This is a genomic window from Lachnoanaerobaculum sp. MSX33 (assembly GCF_000512995.1).
In the GTDB taxonomy this organism is placed as follows: Bacteria; Bacillota; Clostridia; order Lachnospirales; family Lachnospiraceae; genus Lachnoanaerobaculum.
The window spans coordinates 46,038-59,596 of record NZ_AZXX01000099.1 but is presented as its reverse complement, the minus strand read 5'-3'; the positions used below and the strand labels follow the sequence as shown (position 1 = coordinate 59,596).

Below are 13,559 nucleotides of genomic sequence, written 5' to 3'. Positions count from 1 at the left end.
AAAGACGGTGTATATATGAAACTTTGGGGTGGAAGATTTACAAAAGAAACAAATAAACTGGTGGAGAGTTTTAATGAATCACTTTCATTTGACCATAGATTCTATAAGCAGGATATCAGAGGAAGTATAGCTCATGTAAAGATGCTTGCAAAACAAAATATACTTACAGATGATGAGAGAGATAAAATCATTGAAGGACTGAATTCTATAGAAAAGGATATAGAAAGCGGTGTATTAAAATTTGATGACGGTTCAGAGGACATTCATTCATATGTTGAAGCACATTTGATTGAGAGAATAGGTGATACAGGTAAGAAGCTTCATACCGGAAGAAGCAGAAACGATCAGGTGGCACTTGATATGAAACTCTATGTAAGAGATGAGATTGATGAGCTTAAGGACCTTCTATATGAACTGCTCAGTGAAGTTCTTCGTATAATGGAAGAGAATACTACAACATATATGCCGGGATTTACACATTTACAAAAGGCACAGCCTACAACTCTGGCGCATCATTTCGGTGCATATTTTGAGATGTTTATAAGAGACTTTGACAGGCTTCGCTCTACAAGAAAGAGAATGAATCTTTCACCTTTGGGCTCAGGAGCTTTTGCAGGAACAACATATGATCTTGACAGAGATTATGTGGCAAGCCTTTTGGAGTTTGAGACTGCTACAAGAAACAGTATGGATTCCGTAAGTGACAGAGATTATCTTTTGGAGTTGTTATCAGACCTTGCTATAATATCAATGCATCTTAGCAGGCTGTCAGAGGAAATTATCATATGGAATACAGATGAATACAGATTTGTGGAGATGGATGACACATATTCTACAGGTTCATCTATAATGCCGCAGAAGAAAAATCCTGATATTGCAGAGCTTATAAGGGGAAAAAGCGGTAGAGTATACGGAAGTCTGATATCTCTTCTTACAACAATGAAGGGCTTATCACTTGCATATAACAAAGATATGCAAGAAGACAAGGAGATGTCTTTTGATGCTATAGATACTGTAAAAAGTTTGATAAAACTTATGAGCGGAATGTTTTCAAGTATGAAGTTCAATAATGAAAGAATGGCAAAAAGTGCAAGAGGAGGCTTTACAAATGCAACCGATGCGGCAGATTATCTTGTAAAGAAAAATGTTGCCTTCAGAGATGCACATGAGATTGTCGGCAGGCTTGTACTTTACGGAATTGAGCATGGAAAGGCACTTGATAATTTCTCACTTGAGGAGTTTAGAAATATATCTGAATATTTTGATTATGATATCTATGATGCTATTTCTTTAAAAACTTGCGTGGAAAAGAGAAATACCAAGGGAGCTCCGGGACTTACAGCTATAATGAATGAAATAAAAGAATCAAAAAAGCTTTTGGAGTCTATAAAGAAATAGGAAATTTATGAAATTAAGAAAGAATGATATATATCTGATAATTGTTGTAGTTATTCTTGGAATTGTTGCCGGACTTTATATTTACTTAAATAAGAAGCCGGGTGGCAAAGCCGTTTTAAAGTACGGAAATAATCAAAGTATGGATATCGATCTGTCAAAGGACAGGGAAATCAATCTGGAAAGTAACGGAATAGAGATACATCTTGATATAAAGGATGGTGCAATAGCATTCATTCAAAGTGAATGCCCGGACCACATCTGTGAAAGATTCGGTTATATAAAAAATATCGGTGAGTCGGCAATCTGCTTGCCGGCACAGGCTTCAGTCACGATTATCAGTGAATAGGAGAGATTATGGTTTCAAAAAAGATGCTTGACCTTGGTACAAAGAGGTCGGTTATTAGAGATATATTTGAGTATGGAAGTATGCTTGCAAAGGAAATCGGAGCGGAAAATGTACTTGACTTCAGCCTTGGCAATCCAAGCACTCCGGCTCCGAGAGAGGTAGCAAATACTATAAAATATATGGTGGAGGAGCTTTCACCAAAGGAGTACAACAGTTATACATCATCAGCAGGAAACACCGATACAAGAATTGCAGTTGCAAAAAACTTGAATAAGCGTTTTGATACAGACTATAATGAAAACAATATTTTTATGACTTGCGGTGCCGCAGCTTCACTTAATATTATATTTAAGGCAATTATAGAGTCGGGTGATGATGAGATAATAGTAAATATTCCGTACTTCCCTGAATATAAGGTATTTATAGAGGGACAGGGAGGGAAGCCGATATTTGCAAAATGCAGTGAGAATCTTCATCTGGATATCACTGAACTTAAGAATAAGATAAATGAAAATACAAAAGCGGTACTTATAAACTCTCCAAACAATCCTTCAGGTGTAATATATCCGAAGGAGAATTTGGAAGCACTTGCAGAGCTTTTACAGGAAAAACAAAAAGAGTATTCACATCCTATATTTTTAATAAGCGATGAGCCGTACAGAGAACTTGTGTTTACAAATGAGAAACCTGAGTTTTTACCGAATATATATGATAATACACTTGTAGCATATTCATGGTCAAAATCTCTATCACTTCCGGGTGAGAGAATCGGCTATATTCTGGTTCCAAATAAGGTTGAAAATCATGAAGATGTTTTCGCGGCGGTAGGCGGAGCGGCAAGAGTACTCGGGTATGTCTGTGCACCTTCCATGTTTCAGTATGTGATAAAAAACTGTGTAGATGCACAGCCTAATATTGAAGTGTACAGGACTAACAGAAATATCTTGTTTGAGTCACTGCCGAAGTTTGGGTATACGGTAGCAAATCCGGGAGGAGCTTTCTACATGTTTATCAAGTCACCAAGCGGCGACGGAAACGAATTTTGTGAAAGAGCAAAAAAATATCATATGCTTTTGGTTCCGGGAGAAGGATTCGGAATGAAAGAATATGTCAGACTGTCTTTTTGTGTGGATACAGAGAAGATAGAAAAGTCAATAGATGTATTTAAGAAGTTAATGGATGAGTACAATCTCTGATATGTATAAAATAAACTAAAACATTTGTAAGAATATACTAATTAATACTCTTGTTAGGGCTATAGAACCTGTAATGTTGAACAGTTCTATAGCCTTTTATTGTGCATTACCCCGAATTTATACTTTATTGGTAAAGTATATTGACTATTATATATAATGTTTTATACTTTACTATAAGAGTAAACTTTTTAAAAATACATATAATCAGATATGTGTTTATTACATTATAGTAAGTTTTCTATAATGTGTCGGAGTTGTAATATACAGCTCAAAATATCGACTTTATGTCGATACAACAATATAAGTGGAGGAAATGTATGTCTTATCAAACAACAAAGGAACATGAGTTGCTTAGAGAGAAGGTTCGTGAGTTTGCAGAGAGAGAAATAAAGCCTGTAGCTTTCAGTCTTGATGTAAAGAGCGAATTTCCGACTCAAATCGTGAAGAACATGGGAAAGCTTGGCATTATGGGACTGCCATATGAAAAGAAATATGGTGGAGCAGGTCTTGATGTTATAAGCTATGCCATAGCGGTAGAAGAGCTTTCAAGAGTTGACGGCGGTGTAGGTGTTATACTTTCAGCTCATACTTCATTAGGTACTTATCCTATAGCGGCTTTCGGTAATGAAGAGCAAAAAAAGAAATATTTACCGGGGCTTTGCAGCGGTGAGCTTCTTGGAGCTTTCGGACTTACGGAACCGAATGCCGGATCAGATGCGGGAGGCACGGAAACTACCGCTGAGGATATGGGAGAATATTATCTCTTAAACGGAAACAAGATATTTATCACAAACGGTGGTGAAGCCGATGTTTATGTAATCTTTGCACTTACCACACCAAATATAGGTACAAGAGGTATCTCAGCACTTATAGTGGAAAAGGGTATGGAAGGATTTACATTCGGTGATCACTATGACAAGCTCGGAATCAGATCATCTGCGACCTGTGAGCTTAACTTTAACAATGTAAAGGTTCCAAAGGTTAATTTACTTGGAAAAGAAGGTCAGGGATTTAAGATTGCAATGGCTACACTTGACGGCGGTAGAATTGGAATTGCAGCTCAGGCACTTGGTATTGCACAGGGAGCTTTTGAAGAAGCTGTTGAATACAGTAAGGAAAGAGAGCAGTTTGGAAAGCCGATAGCCGCACAGCAGGCAATTGCATTTAAGATTGCGGATATGGCAACAAAGCTCAGATGTGCAAGAATGCTTGTATATTCCGCTGCGGAACTTAAAGAAGCTCATGCTCCGTACGGAATGGAATCGGCTATGGCAAAGCAGTATGCATCCGATGTTGCACTTGAGATAACTTCAGAAGCCCTTCAGATTTTCGGCGGAAACGGATATCTTAAGGGAATGCCTGTAGAAAGAATGTATCGAGATGCCAGAATTACTCCTATATATGAAGGAACAAATGAGATACAAAGAGTTGTAATAGCCGCTCATATATTAGGTAAGATATCAAGAGGTGAAACTGCCGCCGTTAAGAAAACAAAGGGACCTGAGACCGGTGAGAGAAAGAGAATGATCATAGGAGAAGGTTCATTAAAAGAAAAAATTGATGTACTTGTATCAAATCTTAAAAAGGACGGATATGACTTCAGTGTCGGTATTCCTATGGATACACCTATCGTAGCTGCAGAAAGAGTTGTCAGTGCAGGACAGGGCATAGGTTCAAAAGAGAATATGAAGCTTGTAGAGGATTTAGCCAAGGCTGCCGGTGCCGCAATAGGTTCTTCAAGACCTGTAGCGGAGACTCTTGGATATTTACCGCTTGACAGATATGTCGGTATGTCAGGCCAAAAGTTTAAAGGAAATCTTTATATTGCCTGTGGTATCTCGGGTGCATTACAGCATTTAAAAGGTATCAAGAATGCTTCTACAATAGTTGCAATTAATAAAGACCCTAATGCAAGAATCTTTAAAAATTGTGATTACGGTATAGTCGGTGATGTAAATGAGATATTACCTGCGCTTACAAAAGCACTTGATACAGGTGAGAAGAAACCCGCGCCACCAATGAAGAAAATCAAGAGAGCTGTAGCTAAGAAGCATACACCTTCAAGAAAGCTCTATCTGTGTAACGGTTGCGGATATGAATATGATGTACTTCTGGGAGATGAAGAGGGAGATGTAAGACCGGGAACGGAGTTTAAAGACCTTCCGAAGGAATGGGTATGTCCACACTGTGGTGAAGCTGCAGACAATTTCATAGAGATTGAAGTATAAGAGGAGGAGAGTATGTATAATTACCGTAAAGTTACAGATGATTTGTATTGGGTAGGTGGAGATGACCATAGATTAAGTCTTTTTGAAAATATTCATCCTATATATCATGGAGTATCTTATAATGCATATCTTCTTATGGATGAAAAAACGGTTCTGGTAGATACGGCAGACTGGTCGGTCGGAAGGCAGTTTCTTGATAATGTAGAAGGTGTTTTGGGAGACAGAGGCTTAGATTTTCTTCTTATAAACCATGTAGAGCCTGACCATGCGGCTTCTATTCCTGAGATTTTACTTCGTTGGCCTAATGTAAAGATAATTACAACTGAGAAGGCGGCTATGATACTTCGCCAGTTCGGCTTCAATATCAGACCGGAGCAGGTGGATGAGGTTACAGAAGGCGACAGCAGATGTTTCGGAAAACATACGCTTGCATTTGTAAAGGCTCCGATGGTACATTGGCCTGAGGCAATGGTCAGTTTTGATACTACAAACGGTGTACTTTTCTCAGCGGATGCCTTCGGTTCATTCAGAGCACTTGATGGAAAGCTCTTTGCAGATGAAGTAGAGTTTGATAGAGAATGGCTTGATGATGCCAGAAGATACTATACAAATATAGTAGGAAAGTATGGTCCGCAGGTTTTACAGGTATTAAAAAAGGCTTCTACTCTGCCTATTAAGTATATTTGCCCGCTTCACGGTCCGGTTTGGAGAAAAGATATTCCTTATATCTTGGACAAATATATGCACTGGGCAAGCTATGAGCCTGAAGAGAAGGGTATAATGATAGTATATGCTTCTATGTATGGAAATACTGAGGCCGCTGCAGAAGTTTTAGCAAGAAAGTTATGCGAAAAAGGTATTACAAAGACAAGACTTTATGATGTTTCAAGTACACATATGAGCTATCTTATATCGGATTTGTTTAGATATAGCCATTTGGTGCTTGCATCTGTGACATATAATCTTGGAATATTCCCTCCGATGCACAACTTCCTTATGGATCTTAAGGCTCTCAATCTGCAAAAGAGAACATGTGCCATAGTTGAAAACGGCTCATGGGCACCAAATTCAGGTAATCTTATGAAGGCGGAGCTTGAAGAGATGAAGCATATGGAGATTTTGGATGATGAAGTGAATATAACATCTTCATACAGAGAGAACAATGAAAGTGATATGGATGCATTGGTAGACGCTCTTGTTGCTTCATTTAATAAAAAATAATTTAATATAATTATAATTTCGGGTCGGGGAGTATTCTCCGACCTTTTTATATTGACAAAAAGAATTTTTGGTTTAAGAATATGACCAAGTAATAAAATATTTTTGGAGGAGTAGTATGAAATCGTCTAACAACTTTGATGATAATAAAGAGAATGCTACAACTGTGCATAACAGTGAGAAGGAACTTGATAAAGATAGAGTCGGAAAAACTTATGCAAAAATAACTGTAGAGGATATTGAAAAAGCGGATGAATTTTGGGATATTTTGGATCCTATATATTGGACTGTAGATATTTACAGTTCATATGAGGAGTACTTAAATTCCGCCAAGGATTTTACATTGGAGCAAAGATATCTTAATGCAATATCATGGTATTTTATGGAAGTAAATAACGGAGGACATTTTCAGTTTTTTGACAACTCCACAGGAATAGTATGGGAAGATGCCCTAAACGGACTTAAGGAGTTCGGAATGGAAGAGTTGGCTGATAACTTTAAAAAGGTTGTAGATTTATTTGGGGGAAATATTCCATTTGACAGAGAAGAGAGGTGGAATGCTATGGATAAAATGAGTGAAGACTTTGAAGAACTTTTGGATAAGGCCGACAGTGTGGTATATGATTTGTATGACTATGACTACACATTTGAAATGAAATATATAAAGGAGCATCCTGATAAGTTTGTATTTGAGGGATATTATAATAAGATAGTCTAACAGTATGGATAATATATAAGTAAAGATAAGGCTGAGATCATTTTTACATGTATTCTCAGCCTTTAAAAATATATTATTCAAGCAGATATTTTAAGTATCCATATCCTCGTTCATCCATTTTTTCATATGGAATAAATTCAAGAGATGCACTGTTGATACAGTATCTTTTGCCGCCTGATTCTTTAGGACCGTCATCAAAAACATGACCTAAATGTGTATCACCGCTCCGGCTTCTTACCTCTGTTCTGTTCATATTAAAGCTGTGGTCTTCATTGTACTCTACCACTTCTTTATTTATAGGCTTTGAAAAACTGGGCCACCCACAGCCTGATTCAAACTTATCTGTAGACAAAAATAGAGGTTCTTTTGTTGTAATATCTACATAGATTCCTTTTTCAAAATTATTCCAATATTCATTTGAAAAAGGTCTTTCTGTATCGCTGTTAACAGCAACTTGATATTGTTTATCGGTAAGTTTCTTTTTCAGTTCATCATTTGAAGGTCTTGGATATTTTGAAGCATCTATTTCAGGTTCATTGCTTTTTGATATATCTTTATCAGAAAGCGGTTTGTCTGCAAGAGACAGATCTATATGGCAGTATCCACCCGGATTTTTAGCAAGATAGTCTTGATGATAATCTTCGGCAATAAAGAATTGTTGTAGAGGGAGTACTTCTATTGCTATAGGCTTATCATACTTATTTTGTTCATTTGCTAAAACTTTTTCTATTATAGTTTTTTCCGAATTATTGGTATAATAAACCCCGGTTCTATACTGAGCACCTGTATCATTACCTTGTTTATTAATACTTACAGGGTCTACTACACGAAGATAATATTCGAGCAGTTCTTCAAGGCTTACCATATCAGGATTGTATACAACTTTTACGGTTTCGGCATGACCGCTTGTATGTAGATCTTTATAGCTTGGATTATCGGTTTTACCGTTTGCATATCCGCTTACGGCATCCTCAACACCTTTAATCTTTTGCATATATGCTTCCAGTCCCCAAAAACATCCTCCTGCAAGATAGATTTCTTTCAGTTTTACTGAATCTACAGTATTATTATCATTAACTGTAATTTCGGTTGTATCGTTATTTGCAAGAGTCTTATCTTTGTTTTTAAAATACATGGCAAAAACATATACAACTGTTACTACTAAAAGTACCGGTATTATCAAAAGTAATTTGTTTTTATTCATTTTTGTTCCTTTCTATTATATTTGACTTCCACTATATTGGATTTGGTAATGATATAGATTATAATACGACTTACAAGGTAAAGGATAGGTAAAACTTTTAAAAGGAGTCGGGTATGATTTTGGATGAAATAAGAAATGAATTATTTAAAATGCAGGATATTGCTTATAGAGATTTTAACAGTAAGTTGATACCTACGGTTGATAAGAGTCTTTTTATAGGGGTAAGAACACCTGAACTTAGAAAGTATGCCAAGCAACTTGCCAAAAGAGAAGATATTGAAGAATTTTTACATTCATTACCACATAAATATTTTGATGAGAATCAGCTCCATGCATTTATTGTATCTGAAATAAAAGATTTTAAGAGCTGTGTTGATAAAGTGAATGGATTTTTACCATATATAGATAACTGGGCAACTTGTGACCAACTCTCACCGAAAGTATTTAAAAAACATCATAAGGAGTTGATTGCATATATAAAAGAATGGCTGGAATCTGATAAAGTATATACTGTTAGATTCGGTATCGGTATGCTTATGGAACATTTCTTGGATGAGGATTTTGATATAAGTTACCTCGAGACAGTTTCAAATATAAGGTCAGATGAATACTATGTAAATATGATGATTGCCTGGTATTTTGCAACGGCACTGGCAAAGCGCTATGAGAGTGTACTTCCCTTTATTGAAAAAAGGAGCCTTGATATATGGACCCATAATAAGGCTATACAAAAGGCTGTAGAAAGTTATAGAATAAGTACGGAGAGAAAAACTTATCTAAGAGAACTGAAGGTAAAGAAGGGATAAGGTGTTTTATTGAGGACAAGAGAAGAGGCCTGTAGTTTCGGGCTGGGATTTGAAAATACATATTTGGATAAACCTTTTAGAAAGGCGGATTGGCAGCTGATTAGAGTAAATGACAGTAAGAAGGCCTTTCTTTGTATTTATGAAAAAGATAGTTTTATAAATTTAAATGTAAAAGTTGACCCTGCGTGGAGAGACTTTTGGAGAAATACATATGCTTCAGTCATTCCCGGGTATCATCAGAATAAGGAACATTGGAATACAATAATACTTGACGGCAGTATAAAGGAAGATGATATAAAGAGGATGATTGCTGAAAGCTATGATTTGGTAACGGATTCACCTACAAAAAGAATATATGAGGCTGTAAAGAGGATACCGGAAGGCAAGGTTGCAACCTATGGCAAGGTGGCAGAGATGGCCGGAAATAAAAAGATGTCAAGAGCGGTAGGAAATGCTCTTCATAAAAACCCGGATCCTGACAATATCCCTTGCTTTCGTGTGGTAAATTCAAAAGGTGAGCTTGCACCTGAATTTGCCTTTGGAGGAATGGGCGAACAGAGAAAGCTTTTAGAGGCTGAGGGAATAGAAGTTAAAGATAATAAAGTAGATTTATCAAAGTATGGTTTAGAATAGGAGTCTTATGAAGTTATTTGGAGGTGCGGACTTAATTATATATTTCTTTATATATGGGCTTTTGGCTTGGGTACTGAATACGGTTATATACAGTTTAAAAGAACAAAAGTATATAAATACAGGTGTTTTAAATATTCCGATTCTTATATGTCCTGCCTTGATTATGACTTTGATGATCATAGTATCATCAGGAAAAAATGTCAGCTATTACGGAATGCTTATGATGGCTTTTATAGATTATTTTATACTGGATAAGCTGGGACTTTTTTTCTCACAAAGGCTTCTTTTAAAAAAGGAAATAAGTCCTGAAAGGTTGGGATATGGTAAGAACCTGAAGATTAGTTTAATAAATGCGATTATTATAATAGCTGTATGTTTTACCTGTTTAAAAACTTTACAGCCTATTATATTTTCTTTGGTATCGCTGATTCCAAGAATAATAGTAAATATAATTGCCATTGTTCTTTTACTGCTTCTGATTTCGGATATTGTGTTTACATATATTTTTGTCAGAAAATACCCTATGCAAAGTATGGATAGCAATATAGCCAAGAGAAAAAATACTTTCGGAGAATGGATTTCAAAAAATATCTGGAAGAGAATTTATAAGATTTACCCAAGTCTTTTATCAGATGATTTTGAAGACAGCAATAAAGGTATTTCAGATGCGGATAAATTACTGGAAGAACAGGGAATTATATTTGCAAGAGGAATAAATGCCGCTAAACTTATTTGGGTACTGTTTATATCCTCGCTTATCGGAGATATCGTAGAAACCATATATGTGCTTATTGTAGGCCATGAACTTATGAGACGCTCAAGCTTTGTACTCGGACCTTTCAGCCTTGTGTGGGGACTTGGTGCGGTAATACTTACCTTAGCACTTTCAAAAGTAAAAAGGCAGAATAATCTGTCTATATTTATATCAGGTTTCTTATTTGGAGGAGTATTTGAATATCTATGCTCCGTGTTTACTGAAGTATTCTTTGGTATGAAGTTTTGGGACTATTCATATATGCCTTTTAATATTGACGGGAGAACAAATCTTTTGTTTATGTTCTTTTGGGGCATAGTGGCTTTGGTATGGTTTAAATTTATATACCCTCCATTTTCAAAGTTTATAGAGAAAATTCCACCTGTCACAGGCTCGGTACTTGCTGTATTTATAGCACTGTTTTTTATCTGCAACGGAACGGTTACTTCAATGGTAATGATAAGGACTACGGACAGAAAAAAACACCCTGAAGCAAGGAATGTAATAGAGCAGTTTATAGACAATGAGTATCCGAATGAAACGGTAAGAAAGCTTTGGCCGAATATGAATTTTTTGGAGGAGTAGATATATGAATAAGAGCAAAAAAAGTATGGCTGTAATAATGGCATTACTTGCGGCAACATTCTATGCGATAAATACTCCTTTTTCTAAAGTACTTTTGAAAAATGTCACACCGACATTTATGGCTTCATTTTTGTATATGGGAGCCGGAATCGGTGTAGGTATAATGTATCTGCTTAATTCAAAAAGAGAGAAGAATATTGAAAAGCTGTCAAAGACAGACTTGCCATATACTGTAGGTATGATTGTTCTTGATATTTTGGCACCTATATTTTTAATGATCGGAATAAATATAGGTTCGGCTTCAAATGCATCATTACTTGGAAATTTTGAAATCGTGGCGACCACACTTATCGCTCTTTTGATATTCAAAGAGGTTGTAACATCAAGGCTGTGGCTTGCCATAGGATTTATTACATTATCAAGCATAGTTCTTTCATTTGAAGGAAGCGGAAGTTTTAAATTTTCCTTGGGCTCATTGTTTGTAATACTTGCAACATGTTGTTGGGGACTTGAAAACAATTGCACAAGAATGATTTCGGATAAGAGTACTTATGAGATTGTGATATTAAAAGGGATATTTTCAGGTACAGGTTCATTTATAATTGCAATAATACTTGGGGAGAGGATACCTGATATAAAATATATTTTGACTTCAATGTTGCTTGGGTTTGTGGCATATGGACTTAGTATATTTTTATATATCAGAGCACAGAGAGATTTGGGTGCGGCCAAAACCAGTGCATACTATGCCATAGCTCCTTTTATAGGTACCTTCTTATCATTTGTGGTAGACGGTGACAGGCTGACAGAAGTTTATTTTTTCGGACTTATATTTATGATAATAGGAAGCGTGATTGTTGTATATGATACGATGTTAAAAAATCATATTCATTACCATATACATACGATTGTTCATACACATAACGGCTCAACACATAAGCATGTAATTAAACATGAGCATACTCACTCTCATTTGGTTTCAGAAGAAAAGCATTCTCACAGTCATGATGATTATATAAACAGTGTGGAGCATAAGAGAATGCATGAGACGGGTGTGTAGATTTATATTTAATGTAAACAGTGTGTAGATTTATATTTAATGTAAACATTGACATTACATTAAATAGGCTATATTATTTTATTAAAAAAGGAGTATACAAATGCAGATATCAAGCAGATTTACAATAGCATTACATATTTTCGCATGTGTAGAATATTTTAAAGATAAAGAGAAGATAACCAGTGACTTTCTGTCAGGCAGTATAAGGTCAAATCCGGTAATTATCAGAAATATTCTTTCTCAGTTAAAGAAAGCCGGACTTATAAATGTAGTCAGAGGAACCGGAGGTATAGAGATTTTAAAAGATCCGTCTGAGATAACATTTTATGATATTTATAAAGCGGTTGAAGCAGTTAAAGAAGAGGGACTGTTTCATTTCCATGAGGAGCCGAATCCTGCTTGCCCTGTAGGAAAAAATATACATGGTATATTGGACAGTAAGCTTGGTGAAATACAGGAAGCGATGGAAAACAAGATGAAAAGCTATACTCTTTTGGATATTGAAAAGGGTATAAAAGAGATTTCAGACTGAAAGATGCTTATAACGGCATCTTTTTTAAATTATAGTATTGACAAGTTTGATGTAATGATTTATATTACACCCATGATAAATATTAATAAAAATTATGAGGTAAAAGTTATGTCAAATAAAATTAATAATGCTAAGAACTTATATATAAGAGGTATACAGGATGGAGAAATTGATGAAGTATTATCAAATTATATGGGGGAGAGCTATACACAGCACAGTACAGGAGTGGGAGAAGGAAAAGAAGGATTTAGAGCATTTTTCTTGGACTTCTTTAAAAGAAATCCGAAGAGAGAGATACAAATAGTTCGTGCAATAGAAGATGGAGATTATGTTTTCCTGCATGTTTTACAAAACTTAAATGACGGTAGTGTAAAATGGATAACTATGGATGTTTTCAGAGCAAATGAAGCAGGAAAAATAGTGGAGCATTGGGATGTTATAGACGCTTATCCTGAAAGTATTGTTAATGAAGATCCGATTTTGGGTGAGTTTTGTGTAAAAGATTTAGAAAAAACTGACAGCAATAAGAAGTTAATAAGATTATTTCTTACTGAGGTATTGCAGAATAAGGAATTGGATAAATATCATGACTATGTATCAAAGGATATTGTTGAGCACAGTCAGTGGATACAGCAAGAAAATACAGACTTTAAAGAAGCTGTCAAAAAGTTCGGAATATATTATGATTTTGTTTTTAAAGTTATCGGAGAAGGTGATCATGTAGTTGTATATTCTCAAGTAATAGTTGATGGAAAAGCATATGCAATATTTGATTTATTCAGATTAAAAGGTGGGAAAATAGTGGAACACTGGGATAATAGAGAAATAGTACCTTCAAGGGATGAATTAACAAATTCAGGTAAGTTTTAGTTTTTACAGGA

At 35.7% G+C, this 13,559-nt stretch carries 13 protein-coding genes; 12 read left to right on the top strand and 1 reads right to left on the bottom strand.

Annotated elements, in window-relative coordinates:
- Positions 1-15: 15 nt before the first annotated feature.
- The 6 genes from argH (at position 16) to HMPREF1495_RS13100 (ending at position 7,104) form a co-directional block, all read left to right on the top strand.
- Entirely contained in the window at positions 16-1,398 is a 1,383-nt protein-coding gene (argH, locus tag HMPREF1495_RS13125) for an argininosuccinate lyase (RefSeq protein WP_034215653.1), read from the top strand.
- A 7-nt stretch (positions 1,399-1,405) separates the two neighbouring features.
- On the top strand, positions 1,406-1,744 hold the full coding sequence (locus HMPREF1495_RS13120) for a NusG domain II-containing protein (RefSeq protein WP_007591802.1): 339 nt from the start codon (positions 1,406-1,408) through the stop codon (positions 1,742-1,744).
- 8 nt (positions 1,745-1,752) lie between these two features.
- A complete protein-coding gene (locus HMPREF1495_RS13115; protein ID WP_034215651.1) occupies positions 1,753-2,940 on the top strand; it encodes a pyridoxal phosphate-dependent aminotransferase in 1,188 nt (395 codons plus the stop codon).
- Between the two features lie 317 nt (positions 2,941-3,257).
- On the top strand, positions 3,258-5,168 hold the full coding sequence (locus tag HMPREF1495_RS13715) for an acyl-CoA dehydrogenase family protein (RefSeq protein WP_084544535.1): 1,911 nt from the start codon (positions 3,258-3,260) through the stop codon (positions 5,166-5,168).
- A gap of 12 nt (positions 5,169-5,180) precedes the next feature.
- Positions 5,181-6,389 carry an FprA family A-type flavoprotein gene (locus HMPREF1495_RS13105; protein ID WP_034215650.1) on the top strand — a complete coding sequence of 403 codons (1,209 nt, stop codon included), beginning with the start codon at positions 5,181-5,183 and terminating at the stop codon, positions 6,387-6,389.
- 115 nt (positions 6,390-6,504) lie between these two features.
- On the top strand, positions 6,505-7,104 hold the full coding sequence (locus HMPREF1495_RS13100) for a DMP19 family protein (protein WP_034215648.1): 600 nt from the start codon (positions 6,505-6,507) through the stop codon (positions 7,102-7,104).
- A gap of 73 nt (positions 7,105-7,177) precedes the next feature.
- Here the strand turns inward: HMPREF1495_RS13100 and msrAB are convergent, their stop codons facing one another.
- Positions 7,178-8,308 (bottom strand): bifunctional peptide-methionine (S)-S-oxide reductase MsrA/peptide-methionine (R)-S-oxide reductase MsrB, encoded by a 1,131-nt coding sequence (gene msrAB, locus HMPREF1495_RS13095; protein WP_034215647.1) that lies wholly within the window; start codon positions 8,306-8,308, stop codon positions 7,178-7,180.
- A gap of 113 nt (positions 8,309-8,421) precedes the next feature.
- Here msrAB and HMPREF1495_RS13090 point away from each other — a divergent pair, with 113 nt between their 5' ends.
- The 6 genes from HMPREF1495_RS13090 to HMPREF1495_RS13065 all read left to right on the top strand — a co-directional run bounded on the left by HMPREF1495_RS13090 (position 8,422) and on the right by HMPREF1495_RS13065 (position 13,548).
- Positions 8,422-9,114 carry a DNA alkylation repair protein gene (locus HMPREF1495_RS13090; protein ID WP_034215645.1) on the top strand — a complete coding sequence of 231 codons (693 nt, stop codon included), beginning with the start codon at positions 8,422-8,424 and terminating at the stop codon, positions 9,112-9,114.
- Positions 9,115-9,123: 9 nt separating this feature from the next.
- Complete coding sequence (locus tag HMPREF1495_RS13085; protein WP_034215644.1) at positions 9,124-9,747, top strand: methylated-DNA--[protein]-cysteine S-methyltransferase; 624 nt, start codon at positions 9,124-9,126, stop codon at positions 9,745-9,747.
- Positions 9,748-9,754: 7 nt separating this feature from the next.
- Positions 9,755-11,086, top strand: coding sequence for a putative ABC transporter permease (locus tag HMPREF1495_RS13080; protein ID WP_034215643.1), 1,332 nt, complete (start codon positions 9,755-9,757; stop codon positions 11,084-11,086).
- A gap of 4 nt (positions 11,087-11,090) precedes the next feature.
- On the top strand, positions 11,091-12,146 hold the full coding sequence (locus HMPREF1495_RS13075; protein WP_034215642.1) for a DMT family transporter: 1,056 nt from the start codon (positions 11,091-11,093) through the stop codon (positions 12,144-12,146).
- 100 nt (positions 12,147-12,246) lie between these two features.
- Positions 12,247-12,678 (top strand): Rrf2 family transcriptional regulator, encoded by a 432-nt coding sequence (locus HMPREF1495_RS13070; RefSeq protein ID WP_034215641.1) that lies wholly within the window; start codon positions 12,247-12,249, stop codon positions 12,676-12,678.
- Between the two features lie 108 nt (positions 12,679-12,786).
- Positions 12,787-13,548, top strand: a complete 762-nt coding sequence (locus HMPREF1495_RS13065; RefSeq protein WP_034215733.1) for a nuclear transport factor 2 family protein — start codon at positions 12,787-12,789, stop codon at positions 13,546-13,548.
- Positions 13,549-13,559 lie beyond the last annotated feature (11 nt).

Coding starts and splice junctions, on each gene's coding strand:
- HMPREF1495_RS13115 (WP_034215651.1), top strand. CDS start 1,753: ATGGTTTCAAAAAAGATGCTTGACCTTGGTACAAAGAGGTCGGTTATT.
- HMPREF1495_RS13100 (WP_034215648.1), top strand. CDS start 6,505: ATGAAATCGTCTAACAACTTTGATGATAATAAAGAGAATGCTACAACT.
- msrAB (WP_034215647.1), bottom strand. CDS start 8,308: ATGAATAAAAACAAATTACTTTTGATAATACCGGTACTTTTAGTAGTA.
- HMPREF1495_RS13090 (WP_034215645.1), top strand. CDS start 8,422: ATGATTTTGGATGAAATAAGAAATGAATTATTTAAAATGCAGGATATT.
- HMPREF1495_RS13105 (WP_034215650.1), top strand. CDS start 5,181: ATGTATAATTACCGTAAAGTTACAGATGATTTGTATTGGGTAGGTGGA.
- argH (WP_034215653.1), top strand. CDS start 16: ATGAAACTTTGGGGTGGAAGATTTACAAAAGAAACAAATAAACTGGTG.
- HMPREF1495_RS13080 (WP_034215643.1), top strand. CDS start 9,755: ATGAAGTTATTTGGAGGTGCGGACTTAATTATATATTTCTTTATATAT.
- HMPREF1495_RS13120 (WP_007591802.1), top strand. CDS start 1,406: ATGAAATTAAGAAAGAATGATATATATCTGATAATTGTTGTAGTTATT.
- HMPREF1495_RS13070 (WP_034215641.1), top strand. CDS start 12,247: ATGCAGATATCAAGCAGATTTACAATAGCATTACATATTTTCGCATGT.
- HMPREF1495_RS13715 (WP_084544535.1), top strand. CDS start 3,258: ATGTCTTATCAAACAACAAAGGAACATGAGTTGCTTAGAGAGAAGGTT.
- HMPREF1495_RS13075 (WP_034215642.1), top strand. CDS start 11,091: ATGAATAAGAGCAAAAAAAGTATGGCTGTAATAATGGCATTACTTGCG.
- HMPREF1495_RS13065 (WP_034215733.1), top strand. CDS start 12,787: ATGTCAAATAAAATTAATAATGCTAAGAACTTATATATAAGAGGTATA.